Source organism: Ruegeria sp. YTSA144 (genome assembly GCF_059610125.1).
Genome location: NZ_JBXWNA010000002.1, coordinates 34,079 through 59,139, shown reverse-complemented (window position 1 = coordinate 59,139; position 25,061 = coordinate 34,079). Strand labels below are relative to the sequence as shown.

The following is a 25,061-nucleotide window of genomic DNA, read 5'->3' as shown; positions in this document are numbered from 1 at the left end:
CCGGGGCGGTGATTTCCACCTCGGCGAATTCACCACGTTTCCGGAACACCCGGACTGCTCGTTTTCTTGCAAAACCCAACCGGTTGATGACAGCATCTGTATGTAGAACCTGAGCACGTTTTACGCAGGAGACTCCATGCGAATACTGAAAGAACCTCTGTTCCATTTTTTCTTGATTGGAGCGGCTATTTTTATTTGGTTCCATATTGTTGCGCCGGGCAACGAGACCGTTGAAGATCTTGAGGTGATAACAATCGACGAAAATGACGTCGCATTATTGTCTGCTCGGTTCGAAACACAGTGGAAACGCCCGCCAAGCGACGCGGAACTGAAGGCGTTGGTCGATGCATCCATTCGTGAAGAGGTTCTGGTCAGGGAGGCAAGAAAGCTTGGTCTGGATCGCGGAGATCCCTTGATAAGGACCCGGCTGAGCCAAAAAATGGACTTTCTGACCGAAGCCATTGCCACTTCCATCGTTCCGGAGGACGAAGACCTGGAGGCATTTCTTCAGGAAAACGCGGAACGCTATGCAACGCCTGTCATGGTGGCCTTCCATCAGGTCTTTCTTGGAGAAAAGCCCGGAGAGGCCGAAATCGAGAATGCGCTGGCCACCCTGCGCGCCAAGCAAGACGTTTCCGATCTGGGCGGTTCAACCTTGCTGCCGGCGTCAATGCCCTTGTCCGCGACGCGGGTTATCGAGTCGGTCTTCGGAGGAGGGTTTTCTAAAGGCATCACAGAGGTCGAAACAGGTCGGTGGACGGGGCCGATCCAGTCGGGTTACGGTATCCACCTTGTTCAGGTCGTCGCTATCGAGCCCAGTCGAACACCTCCTTTGGCTGAAATCCACGACGCGGTGCTGCGGGATTGGCGTCGGGAAATGAGTGAAGCTCTGGCGCAAGCGCAATACGACACGCTTGCCGAAAACTACGAGATTGTGGCCCCCGATCTTTCAGGCCCTGCCAAATGAGAGTTTTGGTCTGCTTCCTGTTTGCGCTGCTGTTCCTGTGGCCTGCAAATTTCGCCACTGCGCACGCGCTTGATCCGGGATATCTGGAAATTCGTCAAATCGCCTCTGACACCTGGAGCGTTCATTGGCGAAAGCCGGATGTGAATGGCCAACCGATGGCGATTGACGCCATATTGCCAGATGGCTGCACACCTGCGCGTGGCCCTGATGCCGTTTCCGACGGTCGAGGGTGGGTTTCGTCTTGGATCGTCGAGTGCGACGCGGATATCACGGGTCAACCCATTGCCATTGAAGGCCTTGAGACTCAGAGAAATGACGTGCTGGCGCGTGTGCATCCCCTCGATGCCCAACCTGCAACGCTTCGTTTTACCCCGGACGCCAGTGTCCAAATCTTACCTTCTGAACAGTCGACATGGTCAGTGTTTGCCGCGTATTCCCAGTTGGGTTTCGAGCACATACTGGAAGGCTGGGATCACCTTCTGTTTGTCTTTGCGCTGTTTGTTCTGGTCCGTGATCCGTGGAAACTTGTCGGAGCCGTAACAGCGTTTACACTTGCGCATTCAATAACACTGGCGCTGGCAACGATTGGCGTTTTGAATGTTCCCGGACCACCGGTCGAGGCCGTTATCGCACTGTCCATCGTGTTTCTGGCGATGGAGATTGTCAAAGGCGGTGAAGGACGGTTCCGGCTTTCAAGGCAGAAACCCTGGATCGTCTGTTTCGGGTTCGGGCTTTTGCATGGCCTTGGATTTGCTGGGGCTTTGGCTGACATTGGATTGCCATCTGACGACATTCCCGCGGCATTGCTGGCCTTCAACCTCGGTGTTGAAGCCGGGCAGTTGAGCTTTATTGCTGCTTTGACTTTGCTTCTGGCGACCTGGCGGCTGGTTGCACTTCCAGCAGGTAGAAATGCCACGGTCTTGACCGCGTATGGGATCGGGTCAGTGTCAATGTACTGGCTGATTGAACGCGTCAGCGGGTTTTGAACCGCGGCAAAGTCGCGAGAGTTGAGCAAGACATTGTGGATCATGACGTCGCATGTGCCTGAAAAGGCATACGGCCCGAACCTGGCCAGCTGAGCTTTTGCGCCGTTTCGGGTTTTCTTCCATGAAAGACCAAGGTTACAAACAGCACAAAGCCTATGGTTTTCAATCGACAGTGGCCGATGGCAATTCGCCGAAACACTTTCTGTAATCTTGTGAGAACTGCCCGATATGCCATAAGCCATGTCGGTTTGCAGCGTCAGAAATTGACATTTCATTACCTTGCTCTGCAAGCAGGCTGCGAACCCTGTTAAGGCGGAGCCTTGTGTAATAAGCCTTTGGGCCGTTTGTGAGAAGCACATTTGTTCTGTCATGCCGACGCCGTATTGGGCCATTCGGCCTTCAACAGCCGTGCAAAGATCATCACATGCGTGACCAAAAGTACGGGCACAAAGAATGTGGGAATGAACCAAGTGGGGCCAAAGTGGTCAATTGCCTCGGCTTGGCGCAAGGCGTTCACCAGATCGACAGTTCCAAGGATGTTGAAACCCCACACCAACGGAAGGGTGGCCATTGATCTCCATCGCAAAGCGATAAGCGCCGCGATTGCCAGAAACGCCGAGAGCAAATCGCCGTAGCTGGCGCTGGTTGCAAACGCCTCGGGCAACCCTCCGTTGTTGAGATTTGGTACCATGAAGCTCATTCCGATGTGTCGGAAAGCATGCGGCAGCAGCAGGATTGAGAGCGCCGCCGCCGCCGGCAGCCGTGCAAGCCAGGGTGCAACGTACCACGCCGCAATGAGGGCAACGACAAAGAGACTCATCGCGAACTGAAGAAGGAATATCACTGTGGGGGTCATCTGATCGGTCCTTTCGACATATGTCTGTTGACGTGAATTCGGGGGCAGACGTTCACCCTCGACCAGCAATTCGTTTTACGCTCGCCTCAGCCCGCATTGCCCCTAGCGAAACGGCCGGAGCAATCTCGTGGGCTGTTCCAGTGGCGACATCATAAAGCAAGGCCGAGACTGTGATTGCGTCAGGCACCTCCGGTGCTGCCGCCAGGCGCTTGATGTCTGCCGAAAGGTCGCTTTCGTGGTTCGTGATTGCGTTTTCGGATACGTCGATCCCAAGCTTTTTTTGCAGCGCGTCCTGAAGGTCCGGATTGGACAGCCGCTCGGCTCCACATTGTGTGTGCTGCATCAGGATGACGTTGAACCCCTGTTCGCGGCCCTCCGTCATAGCGCTCACCAGAAAGGCGAGGGTGGCGATTTCTTCGATTGCGGCGCGTGTAACCCGTCCGCCATTGTTTCGGATCACAACCGCGTCGCCAAGCTCCAGTCCGAGGATGTGCGCGGGATCGACTCGGGCATCGCCGCAGGTTAGAACAACTGTTCGCAGTTTTGGCAGGATCGGCAGGCCGGCACTGTCAAAGCCCGCAGAGAATTCTTTGTTTCGAGTGATGAGTTCGTCTTGAACGTTCATAAAAAGGTCCTTTCGTCTTGGAGGGTAAACCTTCGTCTTATGCTGCGTTAGGCAACGCGCATCGGCGCGGCTTGTACGTCCTTGGGTTGGTGTTTTTCCGTCCAGTCCGCATCGTCCTGGCAGTACGAAGCGGATGAGAGCTGCACGTAGTCTCGCTGCTTCTGAGCGTGATCAAGATCGAAGGCGCGTGTCGTGAGGATCTTCAGAAAGCTGCCGATCGCACCAATGCTGCCGGACAGGCTGCGTGCCAGGCCCGGTTGATCTGCTATCTTGCGCCGTACGATGCTTTCAAAAGCTTCAGGCTCGTGCCCGCAGACTTGAAACACGTCCTCGGTCGGGGCGTTTACCGCGAAGGCGCCTCGCCTGTACTCCTCTGAATAGATTGCAAGTTGGGTGACTGCCGCTTCCGAATAGTTTGCTGGGCGCAGGGCCTTCAGGGCTTTGACCATCATTCGTTCGGAAATATCGACATAGCGTACCCGCCGCCCCAGCGCGCGGCCCATTGCTTCGGCGATTTCGTTGGGCGACAGCAGCGTTGGACCCGTGGGACGGTAGGTTTTGCCTGCATGGTGTGCCGGGTCCGTCAAGGCACCGACCGCCACACGGGCAATGTCTTCGTTCGAGGGGGCAGCATTCTTCTTCAGACCGCCGTCGCCAAGCGGCATTGAGAACTGCCCAAGATGGGCCGCCATGCCCAGCATCATCAGGTAGTTTTCAGCAAACCAGCCGACATTGACCGTTGTCACCGACATCTCCGGGCGCATGCCGATCAGGATGTCGCCCAGGTAGACTTCGCGTGTAAACAGTGATGGGTGATCTGCACTCGAAAGCCATTGGCTTAGCGTAACGACGTGCTCGACCTTTGCTTCGTAAGCTGCAGCTGTGAAGACCGCGTTGAAGTGGAGCCCATTGGGTGCCGTCGGAGCGCATTGATAGGCCCGCTGCACGCCTTTCATCGCCGAGCGCATGTCGCTCAGGGAATACTGGTCGCCCACGAATAGTTCAGCGCCCGCGCGTTCGAGAATTTCAGAGCGATGATCCCTCTGCCGTATGAACGCACGGACAGGATAGGCTTTGGCTCTGAGCTGAAGCGCGACTTGCAGCCCTGTCTTGCCGCTTGCGCTGGTGACGAGGATCTTGGGCTTGGCAGGCACGGGCATACTCCTTTAGATGATGCTTGCAATCTATAAATTAGATGATACATATAATCTTAATTGTCAACCCTGTCTGGGAGCGCGAAAATGCCGAGAATGTCGGAAGCGGAAAAAAGGCGCAGTCACAACAGGATACTGGATGCTGCTGCACAGTTGTTCCGCGAACGCGGGGTCGAAGCGACAAGCGTCGCTGACGTCATGAAGGCAGCCGGAATGACACATGGCGGTTTCTACCGGCACTTCGAGTCGAAAGAGGATTTGATCGCGGCATCCTTCCGGCACGCAGTCGATGATGTCGTTTCGGGAATGGAACGCGAGGAATCCAGCGAAGGGCGAGGGAAGGAACGTCAGGACTACATAGCCAAGTACCTATCCCAATCTCATGTGCAGGACAGTCGACATGGATGCCCGCTTGCGGCAATGGGAACCGAGCTTGCCCGTACCAAGGGCGCTGCCCGGCACGCGGGTGCGCAGGCGTCTGATCGCATGGCAGCCCTTTTGCAGGACACGCCGGAAACCGGCTCGGATCAAGGCATAGCCGCAATGGCGCTCTTGATGGGTACGATTATCCTGGCCCGTTTGACGGAAAACGAAAAGGAGGCGGACCGAGCGCTGGAGGCAGGACGCACTGCTATAAAACTGCTGCAAGATCATTGGCCAAAAGATAAGCTCTAGGGTCAGGACCCATTGATTTAGGATTGAAGTTCTGAATCACTGCCGCCCAAAAGGGAGCGGTGACATGAGTGATTTGTTTTGGCTGACCGATGCGCAGATGACGCGGCATCTGGGCGTCACTTAACCAAAAAAGATCAGACGTTTGCCTAAATCAATCGCAAGTAACTGCAATCTGTGAACTCCTTCTGCTTGCTACATCCGCCCAAGACCATCGGCTTGGGTGCAAGGGGCGTCCATTCCATAAGATGAGATAGGTCAAAGCGTTAAGCGTTTGATCCAGAGGATCAAACGTGGCGCATGACCGGAACCAAGCAGAGCCACGATCTGATAAGCGAAGCAGGACAGCGTGGACTTTTGGTACAGGTAGGAGGACCTCTGGGCGATCTGTCCAACTACGATGTTGGAACGGAAGCAGAGGTCAAGATGCGTATGGCAGAGGCGCTTGATCTGGGTATTGCAGAACCACATTGGCAAAACGCGCGTGACGGCGTGGCCGATATCGTTGCTGCACTTGGCGCGCTGTGTGCGACGATCTGCAAAATAGCCCACAACATCAATCTGCTTTCGTCCAGCGACATCGGTGAGGTGTACGAATGCCATGAAAACGGCAAGGGTGCGTCATCTTCAATGCATCACAAGCGTAACCAGCGGGCCAGTGAATTTGCCGAAGCCGTCGCAAGGCTTGGGCGCCAAAGATCGGAGCAGATCGGAGAACTGACCTTGCATCAACATGAGCGCTCTGGCGGTGTCTGGGTTGGCGAATGGCTTGTCGTCCCGGAGGTGTTTTTGTTGTCGTCCGGCGCTTTGTCATGGGCAAAGCGGATGTTGTCTGAATTGAGGGTCAACGAAGACCGGATGGAACAGAAACTTCAATGAGGTAGCTGAGAGCGCAAGTTGAACACTGGATGACGCTCTTTGTATGGCGGCACAGGCGAGAAGCGCTCAAAGTGTCATTCCGCGGGCTTCGCATTTGGTTTGGCAGAGATCAACTTATTATTGTCATTATTGACAATAAAACTCCGTCCGCTTACATCTCCATAAACATCACAGCTCATGGTGATCGGATGCGGTTGTTGAAGTACACGTCGATGACAGCTTGTTTTGCTATTGCAAACAGCTCTTTTGCCCAATCCTCGGATAACGCTCCATTTCACGTTGCCGTTGAAGGCCTGCGAAACGAAAACGGAGCGGTCATTGTGGCCGGCTTCAGTAAAGCTGACGCATTTGAGGCAATGGGCGCAACCAATGCGGCAGCGATGGCTCAGATACCGGCATCCAGCTCACAGGCCGCCGTCACGTTTCATGATTTGCCACCGGGAGACGACGCTTTTGCCGCTGTTTACGATAAGGACATGGATGGTGACCTGGACATGAAAGGCCAGGTCCCGACCGAGGGCTATGCCTTTGCGGCCATGGGCCGCGACGGCCGACCTCCGGAATTCAAGGATGCTGCTGTCTCAGCCGGTGGCACCGCTCAGTCGTCATTGCGGCTGAAGTATTGGGACTAGGACAATGGGACGCCCTTCAAACCGCGATAAGCGCTATGGTCAGGTCATGGAGGCGTTTGTGCGCTGTGTCGCACGGATGGGCCTGGATGGTGCCACCTTGAGTGCGATTGCAAAAGAGGCGGGGCTGACCCGCCCACTGATCCGTCACCATCTTGGCAACCGGGATGAGATGATCGTGGCCTTGCAGGATTACGTGTTGGACCAGTTCAACAGTGCCGCGAACGAATTGGTTGCAGCCTTGCCGGACTCAGATCCCGCGCATGTCTTGGTGAACCACCTATTCTCCGATCAGTCAGACTCGTCACCTGATCTGGTCCTGGCGTTTGCGGCCCTCACGGCTCGAGCCAGTGAGGATGGCGAGCTCAGGGCAAACTGCCGGGCTTCGATCCTTGGATTTGAAGCGCAGGTTGCTGAGGTTTTGCAGCGGAACTATCCCGAGGCCCCACAGATGGACACCCAACAGGCAGCGCATGGCATAGTGGCGCTTTACTTCAACACGGCATCGCTTGCTGCTTTGGAAATGCCGACAGAGTGGGTGAACCGGTCGAAGGCGATGGCAGTTTCACTATGTGAAAATCTGGCAGACCCAGCATGAAACGCATCCAAATCGCAAACTACACCATGTTCGCCTTGCTGATGATTTCAATTCTGCTGGGCTATCAATTTCTCTGGGGTCTGTTGTTTCTGTACTGGACCGTCATTGGCATTTCGTCTGGACAAGCTTTCTTGTTGACCGATGTCTACCGGGCGACTGAGCCGGTCCTGTTCTGGTGTATCCAGGTCACCTGGATTGTGTTGGGTTTTTTCCTGCTGCTGGGCGACTTCTTTCCATCGTTGGCCTAACTTCCCTGAGGAGGAATGCACCCAATGGCAAACATGCTCCATCTGTTGCCGGCCGAAGCTTACACCCGTCAGGGCTGGTTTGATCGTGAACAGCGGGACATCTTTTTCAGAACATGGCGCTATGCCGGGTTCATGGAAGATATCACCGAGCCGGGCCAATACATCACCGTGCAGGCTGGGCTGCGGCCAACGCTCATGGGATAGGTCTTGGTCAGGCGCAGCTTCTTGTCGGGGTCGATGATGAACGCCGACCGTACCGCGGCGGTTTCGGATTCCGCTGGGTGGATCATCTCGGACAGTTTGGCGATCTTCAGATCAGGGTCGGCCACGATGGGAAAGGTCAGGTTCGTGTGCTGCGTGTCGTTGACGTCTTCGATCCAGCGCGGGTGTTCGGTGACGGTGTCGGTGCTCAGACCGATGGGTTTCACGCCACGTTCGGCAAACTCGTCGGCCAGCTGCACAGTGCGGCCCATTTCGGTGGTGCAGACCGGGGTAAAGTCGGCAGGATGGCTGAAAAAGAACGCCCAGTCCTCGCCGATCCAGTGATGGAAGGAAATTGGGCCGGTCGTGGTGTCGGCTTGGAAATCGGGAACAACGTCTCCAAGAAGCAGGGTCATTGGTCTTCCTTTCGGTCTTTCGGGTTCTGTTTCATCGGCTCAGGTCGTTCCGCGCCGCATCCCGGTCAGTGATAAAACCACCGAACTTGCAAAAAACTTACATCTTGAATAGAGTTTTTCGAAAGAGACGTGCATGAAACTCACATCCTATTCCAATTTTGCCCTGCGTTCGTTGCAGTTGGCGGCGCTCAAGGCGCCGAATCGCATCCGCGTAGACGATGTCGTGCGCGTGCACGGGCTGGCCCGACCACATATCGTGAAGATCGTGCACGAACTGGGCCGTGCCGGTTATCTGGAAACCACGCGGGGTCGGGGTGGTGGGTTCCGGCTGGCCAAACCGGCCGAGGACATCGTCATCGGCGATGTCATTCGCCTGACCGAAGGGCCACTGGACGTGGTCGAGTGTTTCAATCCAGAAAAAAACACGTGCCCGCTGATCGGAATATGCAAGCTGTCCCAAGCGATTCAAAAAGCGACCCGGGCGTTCATGGCGGTGCTCGATGATCTGACGTTGGCTGACATCGCCGCAAACCGGTCTGAGTTGCTGAACCGCATCGCGCCGATCGAGGAGGGCATCGTGGCACCCATGCGCAAGGCAAGATGACGATCACCGACTGGACCGAGCGTTTCCACGGCACCAGCCGTCTTCCCAAACCGGTACGGGAAAGGTTGCGGGCAGCCGCCCGAATCCTGCGTTTCCCCAAGGGCACCCAGGTATTCGGGCCCGACAATGTGCCCGACAGCCTGCTTTTTCTGTATGACGGCCGGGTCCGGGTCTCTCAAAGGTCGGATTCCGGGCGCGAGATTGTGCTGTATCGGGTCGAGGCCGGTGAAAGCTGTGTGCTGACCACGGCCTGCATTTTGGCCGAAGAAGCTTACAATGCAGAAGGTATCGCCGAGACCGATGTCGTTGCCGTGGTTCTGCCGAAGCTCTCGTTTGATCGTCTGGCCTCGGAAGAGGATGCCTTTCGCCAGTTTGTCTTCGAGGCCTATTCGCGCCGATTGATCGATCTGTTGCGGGTGGTGGATGATGTGGCCTTCGGGCATCTGGACGTGCGCCTGGCCGAGCGTCTTCTTGATTTGGCCGAGGGGGGCGATGAAATCCAGGCCACCCACCAACAGCTTGCCAGCGAACTGGGTACCGCGCGCGAAGTCATCACGCGGGTTTTGCAGGATTTCCAGAAGCGCGAGATGATCACCCAATCGCGCGGACGGATCACTTTGACCGACAAGTCTGCATTGGAAAAACAGGCGCAGAGCGCCTGAAAATTTCCAAAGGGTTGCGGGTTTCGTGACTTTGTCACTGAACTATTGTCATGAAAGTTATATCTGCTCTTCAACTTTAGATTCGCGCCCGAGGCGCCGAAGCCCTGAACAGAAGCTCGGTTGCGGACGGACCAAAACCCAGGAGAGTGAAATGGATGACCGCAAAAACGTCCCGAAGCTCGGCGGTGTTGCCGTTGCGGCGGTCGGTACGCTCGGCGCCTGTTTCCTGTGGCCCCATGCATACGGCCACAAGCCTGGAAAGGCCGGCGCGTCGACGCAGCGTCGCCACGGAGCGGATGAGAAAGGCCATGACGACGTGAACAAGCCGGGATTGCGCGGCCGGTATGCGACGCCCGAGGAAAGCGCCGAACCGGCGGCGAGGGACCGCAACTTCGATTCCATCACGCGGAAGGTCGGAAACCTGTCGGACGGCATCTGTACCGTCACGCGGTCATCTGATCCTCGGGTCATGGAGGCCGTTCACGAAATGATGATGACGCGCGGCTGACAAAGGCTGGACCCGCGCCCAAGAGGAGGCACGAATATGAACGATCAGAAGACCATTGACACGCACAACCAGAAGATGGCGGACGCGATTGCGACGCCGATAGCGAACTATCCTGTTGACCAGAGCGTCAAGCCCGAGGTTCAGGGGTTCTATGACGAGGCGACGGCGACGATCAGCTATATCGTCAAGGACCCGACGTCGAACGCCTGCGCGATCATCGACAGCGTGATGGACATCGACTATGCGGCCGGCCGGATCACGTTCGACCATGCCGACCTGCTGATCGCCGAGATCGAAAAGCAGGGTCTGAAGCTGGAATGGATCATCGAAACCCATGCGCATGCGGATCATTTGTCGGCGGCGCCCTACATCCAGCAAAAGCTGGGCGGCAAGATCGGCATCGGCGAGAACATCAAGATCGTGCAGGAGGTGTTCGGCAAGATCTTCAACGAAGGCACCGAGTTCCAGCGCGACGGCAGCCAGTTCGATGCGCTGTTCACCGACGGCATGACCTACAAGATCGGCAACATGACCGCCTTTGCCATGCACACGCCGGGCCATACGCCGGCCTGCATGGTGCATGTGATGGGCAATGCGGCTTTCGTGGGTGACACGCTGTTCATGCCCGATGGCGGTTCGGCCCGGGCCGACTTTCCGGGCGGGGATGCGGGGACACTTTATGACTCGATCCAGAAGGTGCTGAGCCTGCCGGACGAAACCCGCCTGTTCATGTGCCACGACTATGGCCCCAACGGTCGCGACATCCGCTGGGAAACCACCGTGGCCGAGGAGAAGGCACACAACATCCACGTGGGCGGCGGCAAGTCGCGGGACGAGTTCATCAAGATGCGCACGGAGCGTGATGCGACGCTGGCGATGCCGACGCTGATCATCCCGTCGATCCAGGTCAACATCCGCGCCGGAGACATCCCGACGGATCAGGACGGCAACCAGATGCTGAAGGTTCCGGTCAACAAGCTCTGATCGCGGGAGGCGACAATGGAAATCAGGAAGATATCAGACGCACTGTCGGTCTCGCCGCAGATCACGCTGGACGACCTTGCCGCCATCAAGGCGGCGGGGTTCTGGGCCATCATCTGCAACCGGCCCGATGGCGAAGGGGCCGACCAGCCCAGCTTTGACGAGATCGAAGCAGCGGCCCGAAAACATGGCCTTGAGGCACGCTATGTCCCGGTGCAGAGTGGGATGGTCAAGGATGATGACGCGCAGGCCTTTGGCGGTGCCCTGACCGAGTTGCCGGGCCCGGTTTTGGCCTATTGCCGTACGGGGACGCGGTCGGCCACGTTGTGGTCGCTGCACGAGGCGGCGCAGGGCCGCCCTCTGCCCGAGATCCTGGCCGCGACCAAGGCCGCCGGATATGACATGAGCGGCGTGGCCCGCCGTATCGCCAATGGCGGCAAGACCCCGACCGACACGGGGGATGCGTCCTTTGACGTGGTGATCGTGGGCGGCGGGGCCGGCGGCATCGCCACTGCGGCCAGCCTCCATGCGCGCAAATCCGACTTGTCGATCGCCATCATCGACCCGTCCGACGTGCATTATTATCAGCCCGGCTGGACCCTTGTGGGCGGCGGCGTGTTCACGCCCGAGCAGACGGCCAAGACGATGGGCTCGCTGATCCCGCGCGGGGTAAAGTGGATCAAGGCCGCCGTGGCCGCGTTCGAGCCGCAGAACAACGCGGTGATCCTGGATGGCTGCCGGGTGGTCAAATACGACCGTCTGGTGGTGTCTCCGGGGCTCAAGCTGGACTGGGGCGCGGTCGAGGGGCTGGAGGAAACGCTGGGCCGCAACGGCGTGACCTCGAATTATCGCTATGACCTGGCACCTTATACCTGGCAGCTTGTCCAGGACCTGAAGGAAGGCCGGGCGCTGTTCACCCAGCCGCCGATGCCGATCAAATGCGCCGGCGCGCCGCAGAAGGCGATGTATCTGTCGGGCGATGCGTGGGTTCGGCGGGGCGTTCTGAAGGATGTCGACATCCAGTTCATGAACGCGGGTGGCGTGCTGTTCGGGGTCAAGGACTATGTCCCGGCGCTGATGGACTACGTCAAGAAGTACGACGCCACGTTGAACTTCTTCCACAATCTGGTTTCGGTGGACGGGCCCGCGAAAACTTCCACGTTCCGGGTGACCAAGCCCGACGCCGAGCCCGAGCAGGTGACGGTCGAGTTCGACATGATGCATGTCTGCCCGCCGCAGGTGGCGCCGGACTTCGTCCGGGTCTCGCCGCTGGCGGATGCGGCGGGGTGGGTCGATGTCGATCAGACGACGCTGCGGCACAAGAGCTATGACAACATCTGGTCGCTGGGCGATGTGATGAACGCCCCGAACGCGAAAACCGCGGCCGCCGCGCGCAAGCAGGCGCCGACCGTGGCCGACAACATCGTGGCGGATATCGAAGGGCGCTCGCCGGTCGCTGCTTATGACGGCTATGGCTCGTGCCCTTTGACGGTGGAACGCGGCAAGATCGTGCTGGCCGAATTCGGGTATGGCGGTGTCCTGAAGCCCAGTTTTCCGAAATTCCTGATCGACGGCACCAGACCCAGCCGCGCGGCCTGGTTCCTGAAAGAAAAGCTGCTGCCGCCGGTCTATTGGTCGGCGATGCTGAAGGGCAAGGAATGGATGGCCAAGCCCGAGGCACTGAAGGTGGCAGCCGAATAAGAAACCTGACCTCCTCGAAACCGACGCCGGTGACACCGGCGCAAGTTCTGGCCTGTCTCTCCCGGATGTCAGGCCATGATCTGGCGGTCAGAGCCTCCTCGCTCTGACCGCCGCCTTTTCAGGACATGGACCCATGCAGAGCCTACTGAATTACTTCCCGATTCTTGATTGGGGTCGCCGATACGACCGCAATGCGCTGTCGAATGACCTGGTCGCGGCGGTGATCGTGACGATCATGCTGATCCCGCAATCGCTGGCCTATGCGCTGCTGGCGGGGCTGCCGCCCGAGGCGGGGATCTATGCCTCGATCGTGCCGATCATCCTCTATGCGATCTTCGGCACCAGCCGGGCGCTGGCGGTGGGTCCGGTGGCGGTGGTGTCGCTGCTGACCGCATCGGCCGTGGGGCAGGTGGCCGAGCAGGGCACCGCCGGCTATGCGGTTGCGGCGCTGACGCTGGCCTTCCTGTCGGGCGGCTTTCTTGTTCTGCTGGGCGTGTTCCGGCTGGGCTTTCTGGCCAACTTTCTCAGCCATCCTGTGATCGCGGGCTTCATCACCGCCTCGGGCATCCTGATCGCGACCAGCCAGCTGAAACACATTCTGGGGGTCAGCGCGCATGGGCATACCCTGCCGGAAATGCTGGGTTCGATCCTGGCGCATCTGGATCAGACCAACCCGATCACGGTGGTGATCGGCGTGCTGGCTACGGCGTTCCTGTTCTGGGTGCGCAAGAACCTCAAGCCGGCGCTGCGGCGCATGGGGGTGCCGCCGCTGCTGGCGGATGTGCTGACGAAGGCCGGGCCGGTGGCGGCGGTGGTGGCGACCACCTTGTCCGTCTGGGCCTTCGGGCTGGACGCGCGCGGCGTCAAGATCGTGGGCGAGGTGCCCCAGAGCCTGCCGCCGCTGACCCTGCCGGGGCTGTCCTCGGACCTGATCGGCGCGCTGTTGGTTCCCGCCATACTGATCTCGATCATCGGCTTCGTCGAAAGCATCTCGGTGGCGCAGACGCTGGCCGCCAAGAAACGCCAGCGTATCGACCCCGATCAGGAACTGATTGGCCTGGGCGCGGCCAATCTGGGCGCCGCATTCACCGGGGGATACCCCGTCACGGGGGGTTTCGCACGATCGGTAGTCAATTTCGATGCAGGCGCCGAAACCCCCGCGGCCGGTGCCTTCACTGCCATCGGGTTGGCGATTGCGGCGCTGTTCCTGACCCCGCTGGTTTACTTCCTGCCCAAGGCGACGCTGGCCGCGACGATCATCGTGGCGGTGCTGAGCCTGGTGGACCTGTCGATCCTGAAAAAGACCTGGGGCTATTCGCGCGCGGATTTCACCGCCGTCGCCGCCACCATCGCCCTGACCCTGCTAGCCGGGGTCGAGACCGGCGTGGCCAGCGGCGTGGCGATCTCGATCCTGCTGCATCTGTACAAGACCTCGCGCCCGCATGTGGCCGAGGTGGGGCTGGTGCCGGGCACCCAGCACTTCCGCAACATCAAGCGCCACAAGGTCGAGACCGACCCCACGCTGGTGACGCTGCGGGTGGATGAAAGCCTGTATTTCGTGAACGCCCGCTTCCTCGAAGACCTGATCCAGTCGCGCGTGACCGAGGGCTGCGAGATCCGCAACGTGGTGCTGATGTTCTCGGCGGTGAACGAGGTCGACTTCTCGGCGCTCGAAAGCCTCGAGGCGATCAATCATCGCCTACGCGACATGGGCGTCGGCCTGCATCTGAGCGAGGTCAAAGGCCCGGTCATGGACCGGCTGAAACAGTCCCATTTCCTCGACGACCTGAACGGACAGGTCTTCCTGTCACAATATGACGCGTGGAAAACACTGACCGAACACGAACGGGTGTGCGTGGCGGAATAGTCCTGTCAGATCAGTTCTTCATGGGCCTTCCGTGCGATGGTTTCGATGACCTGGCGACCGGAGCGGCCCACCATGGAGTATTCCCATCGCCCGTCCTGCCAGAACACGATGCCCAAATCGCCGTCGCGCCGGTATTGAAACGAGGTTTGAGCCGGGTCCGTGGTCAAATTGGCGAACAGGCTGAGGCGGTCGCCGGATTCGTTTTCATACAGGAAGAACGCCGCCGGGCCGTGGCCCAGCGGCAGCAGCCGCCCGCCGATCAGCCGGTAACCGGTGTCCCCCAGTTCCGGTGCGATCACCGGCGCGCCCAGCCGGTTGCTGAGCCAGGTTTGCAGATGATCGCGCTGATCGGCGAACACCTCGACCGGGTGCAGAACCTCGGGTGAATACAGAGCGTGTGCCGCCGCCGCCTGAACCGGTGCTTGCGCCATCAATGTCATGGGCGTGGCAGAATCCCGCGACAGGAACAGGCCACTGCCCAGACCCAAGGCAAAGATCGCCACCGCTGCGGCCAGCCGTCCGAACCCCGCGTGACTGGTGCCCCCGCGCGCCCCGCGCATCAGCCGGTCCAGTTGCGCGGGATCGGGCTGCGGCACCGAGGCGCGCACCATCTCCGCCTGCCGGATCATCTCCGCCAGCCGCGCGCGGTCGGCGGGATGCGCGACCAGGTGCCGGTCCAGGCGGTCCTGCTGAGATGGCGTCAACTGGCCGTCGACAGCGGCCTGCATCAGGGTTTCAATGGTCGGTTCGGTCGTCATTTCACGCTCCGCAATCGTGATTTGCCCGCCTGTTCTTCCGGGGCTTGCAGCCTTGTCCTGGCCCGGGACAACCGAGACATGACGGTGCCCTGCGGGACACCCAGCAATCGGGCGGTCTCGGCATAGGTCAGCCCCGCGATGGTGACAGCCAGCAGAACAAGCTTCTGATCCTCCGGCAAGGCGTCGATCCGGCGCCAAAGCCAGCGCAGTTCCAATCGCTCTTCGGAGGTGGCCTCGGGCGAGACCAGTTGATCCAACGCCCGAGGATCGGTTTCGGGACGGGTCGCGGCGCGCCTCCGGTCATTGCGATGGCAATTGAGCAGGATTTTCATCGCCCAGGGCTTGACCGGGTGGCCCGGCCATCTGAGCCCCTTTTTCCGGATCGCGCGCAAAACCGCATCCTGCACCAGATCGTCGGCCTGGTCGCGATTCCGGGTCAGTGAAAACGCAAATCGCCACAGATCGGGCAGGGCGTCTTCCAGTTGCTGGTCGAACGTCCGTGTCATCGTCTAAGTCAAAGGCGGCCCGGTCGGACCGCCCCCTTGCGCCGCAATCAGGGCCGCGCGGTATGCCACACGCCCTTGATGCCGTCGCCGGTCATGTCTCCGGGTTGTTTGTCCTTGATCCACAGGTACAGCGGTTGTCCCTTGTAGGCGACCTGCATCGTGCCATCGTCGCGCTGGATCAACGAATAATTCTTGGGCAGGTCGGTTCCTGCGGCTGCGGTCAGGGGCGGCCAGTTCACCGCGCATTGATCATAGCAGTTGGATTTGCCCGTTTCGTCCTTGTCGAACGTGTAAAGGGTCATCTTGTTGGCATCCATCAAAATGGTCTGATCACCCAGTTTCCCGGTCAGGACCGGGGCATTGCCAGCGGCGGCGGCGGTTGCAAGGGCGCATGCCATCAGGGTGGATGTGGTCAGCGCAAAAGAAGTACGGGTCATTCGGGTGTTCCTCCGTGTCGGGCGTCTGCACCATCGCAGACATGACACTTACACGCAGGCGATCGGGTTTATTCCCCCGGGCCTGAATTTTTTTGCGCACAGCAAGGTCATGCGTGCCGCACCAAATGCCGGTTGATCGGACAAAGACAGCGGGATGTGGATGTCGCGCCGCAGCGTGGCGACATGCCGTTTGTCCAGATCCGATACAAAGGTCACATCGCGCATATAGATCGCGCGACCGTCGCGGGCGGTCAGCTTGAGATTGGCGATTTCGGCGGGAGTCGACAAGGAGTCACCGTTCGTCAGTGGGATCTGCGCACCGCCGTGGCAGATAAGACCGGCTGGTGCGGTCGAATAGGCGCGCTGCCCTGGCCGCAAGCTGCTGATGCCTGATGCCGTACGGCGTCGGATGTTCCGAAACGGGCGTATCGCGCAGGGCCTCGTCCGCGGCGCCCACCAGGTGGGTCAGGCTGACGCCCTCGGTCCGGGGCAGCTGAACCGCGACCTTGCGGGCAACGTATGTAAACTCGGCAACGGAGATCGCCCGCTGCCCGGGCGCCGGAGAGAAGGTCTGCGACGCGATTGGAACGCCGTTGATGCCGCGCCCGGATCGCCAAGCAACATTGCGACAGCAGGACCGGCGATACACCTGCCAAGGCCGGCGACTTTCACGCCGGTCACCGGAAGATCGGAGAATGGCTTGCACATGGATCCTCCGGGAAGTTCTTTCACCCGGATGCCTACAGGACTTATTGACCCGCCAGCATCCAGCCCGCGGCCTTTTCCGCGATCATGATCGTGGGTGAATTGGTGTTGCCACTGGTGATCTCTGGCATGATCGAAGCATCGACCACGCGCAGCCCAATCACTCCCTTCATGCGCAAATGCGGATCGAGAACGGCGGTTTCATCATCCTCTCGGCCCATTTTGATCGTACCAACTGGGTGAAAGATCGTGCTGGCGATATCGCCTGCCAAACGGGCCAGTTCCTCGTCGGATTGATACTGAATGCCCGGCTTGAACTCTTCCGGCTCATAGGCTTCCATCGCCGGCTGAGCCATGATTTCGCGCACCTGCCGCAAGCTTAGAGCGGCAACCCTGCGATCTTCGTCTGTATCGAGATAATTGGGCTTAATCCGGGGCGGGTGACGGAAATCCGAAGACGCGATGCGGACATGCCCGCGGCTGGTCGGATTCAGGTTGCAAACACTGACGGTGATGGCGGGGAAATCATGCAGGTCTTCGCCAAACGCCTCAAGGCTCAACGGCTGAACGTGGTATTCGAGGTTGGCGTGCGGTCTTGCCGGATCAGACCGGGTGAAAGCCCCCAATTGGCTGGGCGACATGCTCATCGGGCCAGAGCGCTTCAGCACATATTCCAGTCCGATCTTGGCCTTGCCTATCAACGAATTGGCCAAGGTGTTCAGCGTCTTGGTGCCCTTGACCTTGTAGACCGCACGAATTTGCAGGTGATCCTGTAGGTTTTCACCCACATAGGGCGCATCCATGACGACATCAATTCCGTGCTTTTTCAGAAGCGCCGCCGGGCCGATCCCCGACAGTTGCAGGATTTGCGGCGAGTTCACGGCGCCAGCAGACAAAACCACCTCCTTTGTGGCCTCGACCGCAATGGGCTGTCCTTTGTGATGGACAACTGCGCCGGTACAATGCAACCGACCAGTCTCGCCTGTTTCGAAGGTCAACTTCTCGACCTGCGCCTGTGTCCAGATCGACAGGTTCGGGCGCGACTTGGCGGGGCGCAGAAACGCCTTGGAGGTATTCCAACGCCAGCCAGAACGCTGGTTGACGTCGAAGTAGCCAACCCCGGCATTGTCGCCGGTGTTGAAATCATCGGTCTTGGGGATGCCGTTTTCGACAGCGGCTTCGGCAAAACTGTCCAGAACATCCCAGCGCAGTCGCTGTTTTTCCACCCGCCATTCGCCGCCATGCCCGTGCAGATCGGAAAACCGGCTGTTGTCGCCGGTGCGTGGGTCGGCACCGTCATCCAACCGGTAGTGGTTCTCATGAGCCTTGAAGTCGGCCAGCGCGTTTTCCCAGTTCCATGCCTCTTCACCGGTGAGCTTGGCCCAGTTGTCATAGTCGCGGGCTTGGCCCCGCATATAGATCATCCCGTTGATCGAGGAGCACCCGCCGAGCGCCTTCCCGCGCGGGTAAAGCAGGCTTCGCCCGTTCAGCCCCTTGGCGGGTTCGGTTGTGTACATCCAGTCTGCGCGCGGGTTGCCGATGCAATAGAGATAGCCAACCGGAATGTGTATCCAAGGATAGGTGTCGGGCTTGCCCGCCTCAAGCAGCAAAACCCGGTTCCCGGGATCGGCGCTCAGCCTGTTGGCCAGCAGGCACCCGGCCGAGCCGCCGCCAATCACGATATAGTCGAACCTGTTTGCGCCGTCAGACATCTTTGTCTTCCACCTGTTCTGTCGTTGCTTCGCCATTTGCGCACCGGAAAGGAAACGGATTCCTGTTTACTGGTACGAGGCCCTTTTGATTCACCTCCGAGGGTGGGGCGGTTCACCCACCACCACACAACGCTGGTTCTACCGATCTCTGCGGGAGCGGCAGGCAAAAAGCTAATGACAATTTGCATAATGCCATATGAGTAAGTCCTACATAGACCGGTTTTCGATCCTTATCACCATCCTGATCTTCGTGACGGTGGCCCGTGAAGGCAGTGTTTCACGCGCAGCCGAGGTGTTGAACCTGACACAGCCGGCCATCAGCCATCAATTCAAGCGTCTTGCCGAAGAAAAGGGGCTTACCTTGTTCAACCGAAACAGCAACCGGGTTGCAGATCACTCATGACGACACTGCGGTTTTGGCGAAGGCTCAACAAGTGCTCGATGCAGTCAGTGATTTCCAACGCAGCCCCCACCAGCGCCTGCTCGCCTCCCTGCTCATACAATTCCTTGAACCGGTAGAAGCTGTCCCGGCTGTATCCCATTACCTTGCAGGCTTGCGAAACGCTGCCGAGCTGTTTGGCCAGTTCCAGCAGCCCCAGCTTCGGTTTGATGATGTTTTCCTGAATGCTTGTCATTGATCGACACTCCTTACTTGCGCTCCAAAAGAGCAGAAATGTCAGATCAAGTCGTGTGTTTTACAGATAAGGACGTCAGACACTTTGTGAAACGCACTTGGAAGCTTGTTGTTTGGTCCAGCGGCTGTGTTGCGCGAGGCCAAGCCGCCCCAAAGCGTGATTTCGCCAGCCGCGCATGAGCACAAGACAACTATTTGCATTGTGGGATGGGCTTCAAACACTGGAGGTGATGATATCGGCCTGGCTGTTGCGAAGACCCTGCAAGGCGCAACCTTGCCGCCTTCGTTTCTTGTCGCGTTCCACGCCAAAAACGTTGGGAAAGACGTTCAGACAACCTACGATCTGAACCCGGGTGATGACAAGAAACTACACTGGATCAAGGACGGCGATACGCGTCGCTTCATCGGCTTTTACTCTCTTGGCGAGCACCCCGAAACGATGGTCGAGTTCTTCAACACGCATATTGGGGTGACGGCATCCCGGCTTCCTGTTCTTTGGTCATCCCAAAAATCTGGGCTTCCGCGAAACGGCTCTTTCGCATTCGTTTGCTTCTTCAAGAGGTTGAGCAAACTCTACATCAGATCGAGGGAAGTTTCGGAGGCAGGTCACGTCCGCTGCCATCATGCCGGACACCATGGCAATCTTCTTGATCCGGTGATCGGTCACGGCAGCCGACGCGATGATCGAACCGCCCTGACAAACGCCCAGACCGTAGATTTCATCTGCGAACGGACGCGTGCCAAGGTAAGACACAGCGTCCGAAGTGTTTTCGTTCAACCGCTTCCACGACAAATGGCGTGGGTACGGCTCTGATCGTCGTTGGCGGCGCCGCGCGTCTGCATCTGCCAAACGGCAGTCCACATACGGTTATGTCAGATCCGTACTTCTTGCCTGACAACATCGTTCCAACAGCCCGCGCATCGATGGCGCAATGGGAACTCTGCGCCTCTGAAACATCGGCAAACTGGACTTACGCCAACCCGCCAGCCCTCTTGCAGCCCGGCCCACGCCTGGGCACGTACAGAACCGGTACCAACACCCTGCTGGACGATGAACCGGGCAAATCGCAGTTAGCGATGGAAGACTTTGCCGTTGCGCTGGGTCACGAGGCACAATCAGCCAATTTCCGGCGGGCTGCGTTCACGGTCGGTTACCAGCACTCGTTCATGAGCGCAGGGGAAAGGCAGACCGGCCAGCCGACCAGGAACCCGCGGGTGTATGTCAGACCAAGTAAACCGTTTCACCGGTTTCAATTGCCTGTTGCGCCGCTTGCCCCATCCTGACAGCCCAGAGGCCGTCCTTCAAACTCACATCCGGTTTTGCCTTTTCGCCACGAAGAACGGCCAGGAATCCTTTGTGCTGATAGTAGGTCGACCCATTGTGATCCCCTGCCGCCAAAAGGGTGGGGTCCACCGGAACGTCCATTGATACCGGACCTTTGGGACTGCGCGGGCTCAGGATCACCTGCGGCAGTGGCGGAGTTCCCAAATGATCGGGCCAGAATCGTCCGGGCCCGGGAACAAACGCCTCGATCTTGGCGTCCGGTCCGACGGCCGATATTTCTTCCTGATAGCGTGAGCCTTCGGCAAACATGCAAAGCTCCAACATCGCGCGTGCACCCGAAGCAAAGTCGACCAGAACATAGCCGTGATCCAGAATATCCGGGGTTTGACCGTCGTAACGCTCGTCCAGATGGTTCACCGCCTGCCCACCGCTTGCCGTGATACGCACCGGATCGGATTGCAATATCAGACGCATCAGGTCGAAGAAGTGGCAGCATTTCTCGACAAAAGTGCCACCAGTATTTCGGTTGAACCGGTTCCAGTTGCCGACCTTGTCCAGGAATGGAAAACGATGCTCTCGGATCGACAGCATTTTTACCCCACCCGTTGCCTCGGCTTTGTCGATCAAAGCAGCAATAGGGGGCATGTACCGGTATTCCATCGCAACCCAAATCGGGCAGGGGTAGTCGCGCTGCAACTGTTCGAGTCGGGGCGCGTCTTGCGGGTCGGTGAATAATGGTTTTTCTACCAGAAGCGGCAGAGGGCGTGTTTCAGCGATTTCGCAGATCTGGTCCACATGAAGATGGTTTGGGCTGACAATGACGACGCAGTCCAGTTCTTCTACCGCCAGAAGATCTTGGACGGAACCTGCCATGGTTGCAGTTGGCGCAATTGCCTTGGCGGCTTTTGCCATTTCCAGATCGGGTTCATAGATCGCAGCCACACTGGTACCTTCCAGCAACCCGATGTTGTGCAGGTGCTCTTGCCCCATCATTCCGCATCCAATCAGCCCGTAATTGATGGTCCGGGTCATGTGCGATTCCTTTTACTTCAGACGTTGGACGTAGTTGGCCCGATCCGGGTCGAACCATGTTTTTGAGAATTCAACGGGTTCGGCGTTTTCCGACCAGCTGAACCGCTCGATATAACCGACTGCTTGGCCTGCTGGCTTGGTGAAGTCAGAAGGCGTCCAGTCCGGTAGGGGCCGGACCGAAACCCTGTCTTCGGCTCTTGCGATCCAAAAGCCCAACTGGCGCTGATAATAGCGATAGAGCGAGTCGGACAGCAGGCTCTGGTCGATCAGGCCCGCTGATTCGTCCAGCCAGATTTCTTCGACAGCGATGATTGTATCATTCAGGTAGCGCATCCGCCGGACACGCGAACCGGCGTCAGAAGCACCGAATTTCGGCAGGTCGACCGGCTTATTCAGATGGTCAACCGACAGGATATCAGCACGTGGCAGGCCACCCCCTTCAGGCAGTTCCAGCCTGAACATTGCATAGACGCTGTTTTGTGTGCCGGTCTCGCGGATGTAGTTGCCCGAGCCTTGGATACGCTCCAACATTCCCTTTTTTTCTAGCTCAGAGAGCGATTTTCGCAGAGTTCCAACCGAGACATTCAGCTCTGCGGCCATTTCGCGCTCGGGTGGCAAGCGCTCACCTTCAATAAGGCGACCAGCCGCGATGTCACGGATCAGAAGTTCCGCGATCTGAATAAAAACCGGCAGGGCATTAGGGTTTCGGTTGGATGCAGGCACGGCAGACGCTTCACTCGGTCGCAGGAAAAATTGATACACTATTGATCTACATCAAAGCGATTGCTACGCAAGAGGAAAGTCAAAGATGTACGGAGCGTGAATCAAATGAGCATCGTCCCCATCACATCCCCCGATCTGGATGCGGCCGAAGTTTCGTGGTTTGCCGCGCTGTGTTCAGATGATTACCAGTTCCTTGGCGTCCCTGATGGCGACCTGCGGTCGAGTTGGGAGCATTGCTCGAGCATTGTGAAAGAGGCCGAAGCGCAGGGATTCCGCAACATCCTCTGCCCGTCCTCCTATCAGGTCGGTCAAGACACGTTGAGCTTTGTCGCCGGCTGCGCCTCGATCACCGACCGGATCAACCTGCTGGCCGCCGTGCGCTGTGGTGAGATGCAACCGATCATGCTGGCCCGCACCATCGCAACGCTAGATCACATGCTGAAGGGGCGGTTGACGGTCAACATCATCTCATCCGACTTTCCCGGTGAGAAGGCCGACAGCGCGTTCCGCTATCAGCGCTCGCGCGAAGTGGTGGAGATTCTGAAACAGGCCTGGACGCAGGATGAGATCAATCATGCAGGCGAGGTCTATAACTTCTCGGGCCTGACTACTGACCCGGCCAAGCCATACCAGACCGGCGGCCCGCTGCTTTATTTCGGCGGCTATTCTCCTTCCGCTTTGAACCTGTGTGGCGAGCACTGCGATGTCTATCTGATGTGGCCTGAAACCAAGGACCAACTGGCTGAACGGATGAAGGCTGTTCACGCCGTCGCTGAAAACTACGACCGCACGCTGGATTACGGGTTGCGTGTCCATATGATCGTTCGCGATACCGAGGCTGAGGCACAGGAATACGCGGATTACATCGTCTCGAAGCTGGACGACGAATACGGTCGTGCCATCCGCGAACGGGCGCTGGATTCGACCTCGCTGGGCGTGGCGCACCAGGCCAGGAACCGCGATCTGGCGGATCAGTACGGCTATGTCGAACCCGGTCTCTGGACCGGTGTTGGCCGGGCGCGGTCTGGCTGCGGTGCCGCTCTGGTCGGATCAACCGATCAGGTTATGTCGAAGATCGAGGAATACCAGAAGATGGGCATCCGCGCTTTCATCTTCTCGGGCTACCCGCATCTGGACGAAGCCCGCCATTTCGGCGCCCGCGTGTTGCCAAACCTGAAAACCTGCTCCCTTCCCGAAGCTTACGGAAGGGTTCCAGATACGACCCCGGCCACACCGCTGGGCAAAGGAGAACGCCGCTGATGCAACGTGTGAAACTATCTGACTCGCTGGAAATGAGCCGCCTTGTCTATGGCATGTGGCGGTTGGGCGATGACAGTGACACGTCCGCGGGCCATGTCGAGGCCAAGATTCAGGCCTGTCTGGATCAGGGTATCACCACCTTCGATCAGGCCGACATCTATGGCGGCTATCAGGCCGAGGCCGTGCTGGGCGCGGCCCTGCGCGCCAATCCAAGCCTGCGTCAGAAGATGGAGATCGTCACCAAGTGCGACATCGTCGCGCCGGTTGGCCGTTACGCGGATGCGAAGGTAAAATACTACGACACCTCGCGCGCCCACATACTGAAATCGGTCGAAACGTCGCTGTCGGAAATGGCGATTGACCACATCGATCTGCTGTTGATCCACCGTCCAGATCCGATGATGGACCACCATGAAACCGGAGCCGCCCTGGATGAGGTTGTCGCCAGCGGCAAGGTCGGCGCGGTGGGCGTATCCAACTTCCGCCCGTGGGATTGGTCGTTGCTGCAATCGGCGATGAAAACGCAGTTGGTCACCAACCAGATCGAAATTTCTCTGGGTGAGATCAGCCCCTTCACCAACGGGGACCTGGCGTTTCACCAACAGCATGGCCATCCGGTGATGGCATGGTCGCCGCTGGGTGGAGGCCTGTTGATGGCCGGAAACCCACCGGTTGGGGTCGTCGCCGACGAAATCGCAGCCAGGTTCGGCGTGGATCGCGCCGCCGTCGCAGTGGCGTTCCTGCTGGCCCACCCGGCCAACATCCTGCCGGTTCTGGGCACCAACAATCTGGACCGGATCAAACGCGCCTCGGACGCATTGAAAGTCAAACTGGATCGCGAAAGCTGGTTCCGCCTGTACGAGGCGGCACTGGGGCATGAGGTACCATGATGAACGCAATCTCAAAGGACATGACCCGCACCTTCATTCCGCATAAGGACGACACACGCACCCTGCGCGACGCCTTCGGCCGCTTTGCCACCGGCGTCACGATCGTGACTTGCGACAGCGCGGACGGGCCGGTCTGCATCACCGCCAACAGCTTTTCGTCCCTGTCGCTCGACCCACCGCTGATCATGTGGGCCGGAGACCGCAACTCGCGCCGCTTCCCCTATTTCCACAAGGCGCGCCATTTCAGCGTCCACGTGCTGTCCGCGGAACAGGCCGAGCTGTGTTTCGGCTGCTCGAAAGACGCCTTTGCACTGCGGGACATCCGCCACGAGCGCTGTGAGAACGGGACACCGGTGTTGGCGGACTGCCTGGCGCGATTCGAATGCGAACAGCACGCGTATCACGATGCAGGCGATCACGTTATTGTAGTTGGAAAGGTTCTCAGGGCCAGCATGTCGGATGGAGACGCGCTGACCTTTTATGCCGGGAAACTCGGCCAATTCGCGAAAACCTAAGCGCGATTTGATGACCGTGGGGGACACCCGCGGCTGAACAAGGGAGGATC

At 58.8% G+C, this 25,061-nt stretch carries 32 protein-coding genes and 1 pseudogene; 19 read left to right on the top strand and 14 right to left on the bottom strand.

Going from position 1 to position 25,061, the window contains the following annotated elements:
- The first annotated feature begins 136 nt into the window (after positions 1 to 136).
- Positions 137 to 967 carry a peptidyl-prolyl cis-trans isomerase gene (locus tag AC2FF8_RS07305; protein WP_496879307.1) on the top strand — a complete coding sequence of 277 codons (831 nt, stop codon included), beginning with the start codon at positions 137 to 139 and terminating at the stop codon, positions 965 to 967.
- Positions 964 to 1,953: a HupE/UreJ family protein gene (locus AC2FF8_RS07300; protein ID WP_496879306.1), complete on the top strand. Its 990-nt coding sequence runs from the start codon at positions 964 to 966 to the stop codon at positions 1,951 to 1,953. The genes AC2FF8_RS07305 and AC2FF8_RS07300 overlap by 4 nt, the downstream gene beginning before the upstream one ends.
- A 162-nt stretch (positions 1,954 to 2,115) precedes the next feature.
- Here AC2FF8_RS07300 and AC2FF8_RS07295 read toward each other — a convergent pair whose 3' ends face one another.
- From AC2FF8_RS07295 to AC2FF8_RS07280, 4 genes are read right to left on the bottom strand one after another with little or no spacing between them, the layout of a single operon-like run.
- Positions 2,116 to 2,310 (bottom strand): helix-turn-helix domain-containing protein, encoded by a 195-nt coding sequence (locus tag AC2FF8_RS07295; protein ID WP_496879305.1) that lies wholly within the window; start codon positions 2,308 to 2,310, stop codon positions 2,116 to 2,118.
- Between the two features lie 10 nt (positions 2,311 to 2,320).
- A complete protein-coding gene (locus tag AC2FF8_RS07290) occupies positions 2,321 to 2,809 on the bottom strand; it encodes a DUF8737 domain-containing protein (protein ID WP_425079263.1) in 489 nt (162 codons plus the stop codon).
- 52 nt (positions 2,810 to 2,861) lie between these two features.
- Complete coding sequence (locus AC2FF8_RS07285) at positions 2,862 to 3,434, bottom strand: carbonic anhydrase (protein WP_170345244.1); 573 nt, start codon at positions 3,432 to 3,434, stop codon at positions 2,862 to 2,864.
- 47 nt (positions 3,435 to 3,481) lie between these two features.
- A complete protein-coding gene (locus tag AC2FF8_RS07280) occupies positions 3,482 to 4,588 on the bottom strand; it encodes an NmrA family NAD(P)-binding protein (protein WP_170345245.1) in 1,107 nt (368 codons plus the stop codon).
- A gap of 87 nt (positions 4,589 to 4,675) precedes the next feature.
- Here AC2FF8_RS07280 and AC2FF8_RS07275 point away from each other — a divergent pair, with 87 nt between their 5' ends.
- The 5 genes from AC2FF8_RS07275 (at position 4,676) to AC2FF8_RS07255 (ending at position 7,614) form a co-directional block, all read left to right on the top strand.
- The gene (locus AC2FF8_RS07275) at positions 4,676 to 5,263 is read left to right on the top strand and encodes a TetR/AcrR family transcriptional regulator (protein WP_496872465.1); all 588 of its coding nucleotides are present in this window, start codon (positions 4,676 to 4,678) and stop codon (positions 5,261 to 5,263) included.
- A 297-nt stretch (positions 5,264 to 5,560) separates the two neighbouring features.
- Positions 5,561 to 6,139, top strand: a complete 579-nt coding sequence (locus AC2FF8_RS07270; RefSeq protein WP_496872464.1) for a lyase family protein — start codon at positions 5,561 to 5,563, stop codon at positions 6,137 to 6,139.
- Positions 6,140 to 6,168: 29 nt separating this feature from the next.
- Positions 6,169 to 6,771, top strand: coding sequence for a DUF2141 domain-containing protein (locus tag AC2FF8_RS07265; protein ID WP_496879304.1), 603 nt, complete (start codon positions 6,169 to 6,171; stop codon positions 6,769 to 6,771).
- Between the two features lie 4 nt (positions 6,772 to 6,775).
- The gene (locus AC2FF8_RS07260) at positions 6,776 to 7,366 is read left to right on the top strand and encodes a TetR/AcrR family transcriptional regulator (RefSeq protein WP_496879303.1); all 591 of its coding nucleotides are present in this window, start codon (positions 6,776 to 6,778) and stop codon (positions 7,364 to 7,366) included.
- Positions 7,363 to 7,614 (top strand): hypothetical protein, encoded by a 252-nt coding sequence (locus tag AC2FF8_RS07255; RefSeq protein ID WP_170345250.1) that lies wholly within the window; start codon positions 7,363 to 7,365, stop codon positions 7,612 to 7,614. Before AC2FF8_RS07260 ends, AC2FF8_RS07255 begins: the two co-directional genes overlap by 4 nt.
- A gap of 119 nt (positions 7,615 to 7,733) precedes the next feature.
- On the opposite strand, the gene AC2FF8_RS07250 is transcribed toward AC2FF8_RS07255, so the two are convergent.
- Positions 7,734 to 8,231, bottom strand: a complete 498-nt coding sequence (locus AC2FF8_RS07250; protein WP_496879302.1) for a redoxin domain-containing protein — start codon at positions 8,229 to 8,231, stop codon at positions 7,734 to 7,736.
- Positions 8,232 to 8,364: 133 nt separating this feature from the next.
- Here AC2FF8_RS07250 and AC2FF8_RS07245 point away from each other — a divergent pair, with 133 nt between their 5' ends.
- The 6 genes from AC2FF8_RS07245 to AC2FF8_RS07220 all read left to right on the top strand — a co-directional run bounded on the left by AC2FF8_RS07245 (position 8,365) and on the right by AC2FF8_RS07220 (position 14,554).
- Positions 8,365 to 8,835 carry an Rrf2 family transcriptional regulator gene (locus AC2FF8_RS07245; RefSeq protein ID WP_496759648.1) on the top strand — a complete coding sequence of 157 codons (471 nt, stop codon included), beginning with the start codon at positions 8,365 to 8,367 and terminating at the stop codon, positions 8,833 to 8,835.
- Complete coding sequence (locus tag AC2FF8_RS07240; RefSeq protein WP_496879301.1) at positions 8,832 to 9,497, top strand: Crp/Fnr family transcriptional regulator; 666 nt, start codon at positions 8,832 to 8,834, stop codon at positions 9,495 to 9,497. Before AC2FF8_RS07245 ends, AC2FF8_RS07240 begins: the two co-directional genes overlap by 4 nt.
- Positions 9,498 to 9,648: 151 nt before the next feature.
- Positions 9,649 to 10,005 carry a hypothetical protein gene (locus AC2FF8_RS07235; protein WP_496879300.1) on the top strand — a complete coding sequence of 119 codons (357 nt, stop codon included), beginning with the start codon at positions 9,649 to 9,651 and terminating at the stop codon, positions 10,003 to 10,005.
- Between the two features lie 99 nt (positions 10,006 to 10,104).
- Complete coding sequence (locus AC2FF8_RS07230) at positions 10,105 to 10,989, top strand: MBL fold metallo-hydrolase (protein WP_496879467.1); 885 nt, start codon at positions 10,105 to 10,107, stop codon at positions 10,987 to 10,989.
- Positions 10,990 to 11,004: 15 nt separating this feature from the next.
- Entirely contained in the window at positions 11,005 to 12,687 is a 1,683-nt protein-coding gene (locus AC2FF8_RS07225; protein ID WP_496879299.1) for a bifunctional protein tyrosine phosphatase family protein/NAD(P)/FAD-dependent oxidoreductase, read from the top strand.
- A gap of 133 nt (positions 12,688 to 12,820) precedes the next feature.
- A complete protein-coding gene (locus AC2FF8_RS07220; protein ID WP_257601062.1) occupies positions 12,821 to 14,554 on the top strand; it encodes a SulP family inorganic anion transporter in 1,734 nt (577 codons plus the stop codon).
- A 5-nt stretch (positions 14,555 to 14,559) separates the two neighbouring features.
- On the opposite strand, the gene AC2FF8_RS07215 is transcribed toward AC2FF8_RS07220, so the two are convergent.
- The 6 genes from AC2FF8_RS07215 to AC2FF8_RS07190 are packed head-to-tail and all read right to left on the bottom strand — an operon-like array spanning position 14,560 to position 18,672.
- The gene (locus AC2FF8_RS07215; RefSeq protein ID WP_496879298.1) at positions 14,560 to 15,312 is read right to left on the bottom strand and encodes an anti-sigma factor family protein; all 753 of its coding nucleotides are present in this window, start codon (positions 15,310 to 15,312) and stop codon (positions 14,560 to 14,562) included.
- Positions 15,309 to 15,818 carry an RNA polymerase sigma factor gene (locus AC2FF8_RS07210; protein ID WP_425079276.1) on the bottom strand — a complete coding sequence of 170 codons (510 nt, stop codon included), beginning with the start codon at positions 15,816 to 15,818 and terminating at the stop codon, positions 15,309 to 15,311. Before AC2FF8_RS07210 ends, AC2FF8_RS07215 begins: the two co-directional genes overlap by 4 nt.
- 47 nt (positions 15,819 to 15,865) lie before the next feature.
- The gene (locus AC2FF8_RS07205; RefSeq protein WP_496879297.1) at positions 15,866 to 16,255 is read right to left on the bottom strand and encodes a COG4315 family predicted lipoprotein; all 390 of its coding nucleotides are present in this window, start codon (positions 16,253 to 16,255) and stop codon (positions 15,866 to 15,868) included.
- A gap of 48 nt (positions 16,256 to 16,303) precedes the next feature.
- A complete protein-coding gene (locus tag AC2FF8_RS07200; RefSeq protein WP_496879296.1) occupies positions 16,304 to 16,543 on the bottom strand; it encodes a hypothetical protein in 240 nt (79 codons plus the stop codon).
- A 4-nt stretch (positions 16,544 to 16,547) separates the two neighbouring features.
- Positions 16,548 to 16,961, bottom strand: a complete 414-nt coding sequence (locus tag AC2FF8_RS07195; RefSeq protein WP_496879295.1) for a hypothetical protein — start codon at positions 16,959 to 16,961, stop codon at positions 16,548 to 16,550.
- Positions 16,962 to 17,004: 43 nt separating this feature from the next.
- Positions 17,005 to 18,672 (bottom strand): GMC family oxidoreductase, encoded by a 1,668-nt coding sequence (locus tag AC2FF8_RS07190; protein WP_170345260.1) that lies wholly within the window; start codon positions 18,670 to 18,672, stop codon positions 17,005 to 17,007.
- 196 nt (positions 18,673 to 18,868) lie between these two features.
- On the opposite strand from AC2FF8_RS07190, the gene AC2FF8_RS07185 reads away from it, so the two are divergent.
- The gene (locus AC2FF8_RS07185) at positions 18,869 to 19,075 is read left to right on the top strand and encodes a LysR family transcriptional regulator (RefSeq protein WP_480684977.1); all 207 of its coding nucleotides are present in this window, start codon (positions 18,869 to 18,871) and stop codon (positions 19,073 to 19,075) included.
- A 70-nt stretch (positions 19,076 to 19,145) separates the two neighbouring features.
- Here the strand turns inward: AC2FF8_RS07185 and AC2FF8_RS07180 are convergent.
- A pseudogene (locus tag AC2FF8_RS07180) lies at positions 19,146 to 19,307 on the bottom strand (helix-turn-helix domain-containing protein); the annotation flags it as partial.
- 108 nt (positions 19,308 to 19,415) lie between these two features.
- Here AC2FF8_RS07180 and AC2FF8_RS07175 point away from each other — a divergent pair.
- Together AC2FF8_RS07175 and AC2FF8_RS07170 are read left to right on the top strand one after the other, a co-directional pair.
- On the top strand, positions 19,416 to 20,120 hold the full coding sequence (locus AC2FF8_RS07175) for a hypothetical protein (protein WP_496879476.1): 705 nt from the start codon (positions 19,416 to 19,418) through the stop codon (positions 20,118 to 20,120).
- Complete coding sequence (locus AC2FF8_RS07170) at positions 20,105 to 20,590, top strand: NAD(P)-dependent oxidoreductase (RefSeq protein ID WP_496879294.1); 486 nt, start codon at positions 20,105 to 20,107, stop codon at positions 20,588 to 20,590. Before AC2FF8_RS07175 ends, AC2FF8_RS07170 begins: the two co-directional genes overlap by 16 nt.
- Here the strand turns inward: AC2FF8_RS07170 and AC2FF8_RS07165 are convergent.
- Both AC2FF8_RS07165 and AC2FF8_RS07160 read right to left on the bottom strand, forming a co-directional pair.
- A complete protein-coding gene (locus AC2FF8_RS07165) occupies positions 20,529 to 21,623 on the bottom strand; it encodes a Gfo/Idh/MocA family protein (protein WP_496879293.1) in 1,095 nt (364 codons plus the stop codon). The genes AC2FF8_RS07170 and AC2FF8_RS07165 overlap by 62 nt on opposite strands.
- A 12-nt stretch (positions 21,624 to 21,635) precedes the next feature.
- Positions 21,636 to 22,346, bottom strand: a complete 711-nt coding sequence (locus AC2FF8_RS07160) for a GntR family transcriptional regulator (RefSeq protein ID WP_480684973.1) — start codon at positions 22,344 to 22,346, stop codon at positions 21,636 to 21,638.
- A 105-nt stretch (positions 22,347 to 22,451) separates the two neighbouring features.
- On the opposite strand from AC2FF8_RS07160, the gene AC2FF8_RS07155 reads away from it, so the two are divergent.
- From AC2FF8_RS07155 to AC2FF8_RS07145, 3 genes are read left to right on the top strand one after another with little or no spacing between them, the layout of a single operon-like run.
- Positions 22,452 to 23,606: an LLM class flavin-dependent oxidoreductase gene (locus AC2FF8_RS07155; protein ID WP_496879292.1), complete on the top strand. Its 1,155-nt coding sequence runs from the start codon at positions 22,452 to 22,454 to the stop codon at positions 23,604 to 23,606.
- On the top strand, positions 23,606 to 24,496 hold the full coding sequence (locus AC2FF8_RS07150; RefSeq protein WP_496879291.1) for an aldo/keto reductase: 891 nt from the start codon (positions 23,606 to 23,608) through the stop codon (positions 24,494 to 24,496). Before AC2FF8_RS07155 ends, AC2FF8_RS07150 begins: the two co-directional genes overlap by 1 nt.
- Entirely contained in the window at positions 24,496 to 25,011 is a 516-nt protein-coding gene (locus AC2FF8_RS07145; protein ID WP_371809256.1) for a flavin reductase family protein, read from the top strand. The genes AC2FF8_RS07150 and AC2FF8_RS07145 overlap by 1 nt, the downstream gene beginning before the upstream one ends.
- The last annotated feature ends 50 nt before the right edge of the window (positions 25,012 to 25,061 follow it).

What these genes read in the sequence shown, in the direction of transcription:
- AC2FF8_RS07305 (WP_496879307.1), top strand. Translation starts at nt 137, where the DNA reads ATGCGAATACTGAAAGAACCTCTGTTCCATTTTTTCTTGATTGGAGCG.
- AC2FF8_RS07300 (WP_496879306.1), top strand. Translation starts at nt 964, where the DNA reads ATGAGAGTTTTGGTCTGCTTCCTGTTTGCGCTGCTGTTCCTGTGGCCT.
- AC2FF8_RS07290 (WP_425079263.1), bottom strand. Translation starts at nt 2,809, where the DNA reads ATGACCCCCACAGTGATATTCCTTCTTCAGTTCGCGATGAGTCTCTTT.
- AC2FF8_RS07285 (WP_170345244.1), bottom strand. Translation starts at nt 3,434, where the DNA reads ATGAACGTTCAAGACGAACTCATCACTCGAAACAAAGAATTCTCTGCG.
- AC2FF8_RS07275 (WP_496872465.1), top strand. Translation starts at nt 4,676, where the DNA reads ATGCCGAGAATGTCGGAAGCGGAAAAAAGGCGCAGTCACAACAGGATA.
- AC2FF8_RS07270 (WP_496872464.1), top strand. Translation starts at nt 5,561, where the DNA reads ATGACCGGAACCAAGCAGAGCCACGATCTGATAAGCGAAGCAGGACAG.
- AC2FF8_RS07265 (WP_496879304.1), top strand. Translation starts at nt 6,169, where the DNA reads ATGACGCTCTTTGTATGGCGGCACAGGCGAGAAGCGCTCAAAGTGTCA.
- AC2FF8_RS07260 (WP_496879303.1), top strand. Translation starts at nt 6,776, where the DNA reads ATGGGACGCCCTTCAAACCGCGATAAGCGCTATGGTCAGGTCATGGAG.
- AC2FF8_RS07255 (WP_170345250.1), top strand. Translation starts at nt 7,363, where the DNA reads ATGAAACGCATCCAAATCGCAAACTACACCATGTTCGCCTTGCTGATG.
- AC2FF8_RS07250 (WP_496879302.1), bottom strand. Translation starts at nt 8,231, where the DNA reads ATGACCCTGCTTCTTGGAGACGTTGTTCCCGATTTCCAAGCCGACACC.
- AC2FF8_RS07245 (WP_496759648.1), top strand. Translation starts at nt 8,365, where the DNA reads ATGAAACTCACATCCTATTCCAATTTTGCCCTGCGTTCGTTGCAGTTG.
- AC2FF8_RS07240 (WP_496879301.1), top strand. Translation starts at nt 8,832, where the DNA reads ATGACGATCACCGACTGGACCGAGCGTTTCCACGGCACCAGCCGTCTT.
- AC2FF8_RS07235 (WP_496879300.1), top strand. Translation starts at nt 9,649, where the DNA reads ATGGATGACCGCAAAAACGTCCCGAAGCTCGGCGGTGTTGCCGTTGCG.
- AC2FF8_RS07225 (WP_496879299.1), top strand. Translation starts at nt 11,005, where the DNA reads ATGGAAATCAGGAAGATATCAGACGCACTGTCGGTCTCGCCGCAGATC.
- AC2FF8_RS07220 (WP_257601062.1), top strand. Translation starts at nt 12,821, where the DNA reads ATGCAGAGCCTACTGAATTACTTCCCGATTCTTGATTGGGGTCGCCGA.
- AC2FF8_RS07215 (WP_496879298.1), bottom strand. Translation starts at nt 15,312, where the DNA reads ATGACGACCGAACCGACCATTGAAACCCTGATGCAGGCCGCTGTCGAC.
- AC2FF8_RS07210 (WP_425079276.1), bottom strand. Translation starts at nt 15,818, where the DNA reads ATGACACGGACGTTCGACCAGCAACTGGAAGACGCCCTGCCCGATCTG.
- AC2FF8_RS07205 (WP_496879297.1), bottom strand. Translation starts at nt 16,255, where the DNA reads ATGACCCGTACTTCTTTTGCGCTGACCACATCCACCCTGATGGCATGC.
- AC2FF8_RS07190 (WP_170345260.1), bottom strand. Translation starts at nt 18,672, where the DNA reads ATGTCTGACGGCGCAAACAGGTTCGACTATATCGTGATTGGCGGCGGC.
- AC2FF8_RS07185 (WP_480684977.1), top strand. Translation starts at nt 18,869, where the DNA reads ATGAGTAAGTCCTACATAGACCGGTTTTCGATCCTTATCACCATCCTG.
- AC2FF8_RS07165 (WP_496879293.1), bottom strand. Translation starts at nt 21,623, where the DNA reads ATGACCCGGACCATCAATTACGGGCTGATTGGATGCGGAATGATGGGG.
- AC2FF8_RS07155 (WP_496879292.1), top strand. Translation starts at nt 22,452, where the DNA reads ATGAGCATCGTCCCCATCACATCCCCCGATCTGGATGCGGCCGAAGTT.
- AC2FF8_RS07150 (WP_496879291.1), top strand. Translation starts at nt 23,606, where the DNA reads ATGCAACGTGTGAAACTATCTGACTCGCTGGAAATGAGCCGCCTTGTC.
- AC2FF8_RS07145 (WP_371809256.1), top strand. Translation starts at nt 24,496, where the DNA reads ATGAACGCAATCTCAAAGGACATGACCCGCACCTTCATTCCGCATAAG.